Annotated in this window: 1 protein-coding gene and 1 pseudogene; both read left to right on the forward strand. The window is 75.2% G+C overall.

The annotated features are described in order from the left end of the window. Positions 1 to 185 (forward strand): annotated as a pseudogene (locus C1I97_RS38295) (6-phospho-beta-glucosidase); the annotation flags it as partial. Then, positions 176 to 737 (forward strand): N-acetylglucosamine kinase (locus C1I97_RS38300; RefSeq protein WP_309147870.1); only part of this gene is annotated, 562 nt, incomplete at its 3' end. The pseudogene C1I97_RS38295 and the gene C1I97_RS38300, both read left to right, overlap by 10 nt.

Raw genomic sequence — 737 nt, forward strand, 5'->3', positions numbered from 1 at the left:
ACGCGGGCCTGATGGCGGGCGTGACGGCCTACGAGGACCTGGCCCTGGACGCGGCCCTGCACGGCGGCCGGGACCGCGTCTTCCGCGCCCTGCTCTCCCATCCCCTCATCGGCCAGTACGCGTACGCCGAAACCCTCACCGACCAGCTGATCGCGCACAACCGGGAGTACCTCGCGTGGGACTGACCGCAAGCATCCTCGCGATCGACGCGGGCAACAGCAAGACCGACGTGGCGGTCGTGGCGGCCGACGGAAACGTCCTCGCCACGGCCCGCGGCGACGGATTCCGGCCACCGGCCGTGGGCGTGGAAACAGCGGTGGACGCCCTGGCGGAAACGATCAGCCGGGCCTACGCGGCAGCGGGAGTCGCCTCCGCCGGCCACGTCTCGGCCTGCCTGGCCAACGCCGACCTGCCCGTCGAGGAGGAACGGCTGGCGGCGGCCCTGCACGCACGCGCGTGGGGCACCACGGTGGACGTCCGCAACGACACGTTCGCGATCCTGCGCGCGGGCGTGGCCGAACCCCGCGGTGTCGCCGTCGTCTGCGGCGCCGGCATCAACTGCGTCGGCATGCGCCCGGACGGCCGCACCGCCCGCTTCCCGGCCCTCGGCCGCATCTCCGGCGACTGGGGCGGCGGCTGGGGTCTGGCGGAGGAGGCCCTGTGGTACGCGGCCCGGGCGGAGGACGGCCGCGGCGAGGCGACCGCCCTGTCCCGCACCCTCCCCGCCCACTTCGGCC

This window comes from Streptomyces sp. NTH33, assembly GCF_003236365.1.
Lineage (GTDB): Bacteria > Actinomycetota > Actinomycetes > Streptomycetales > Streptomycetaceae > Streptomyces.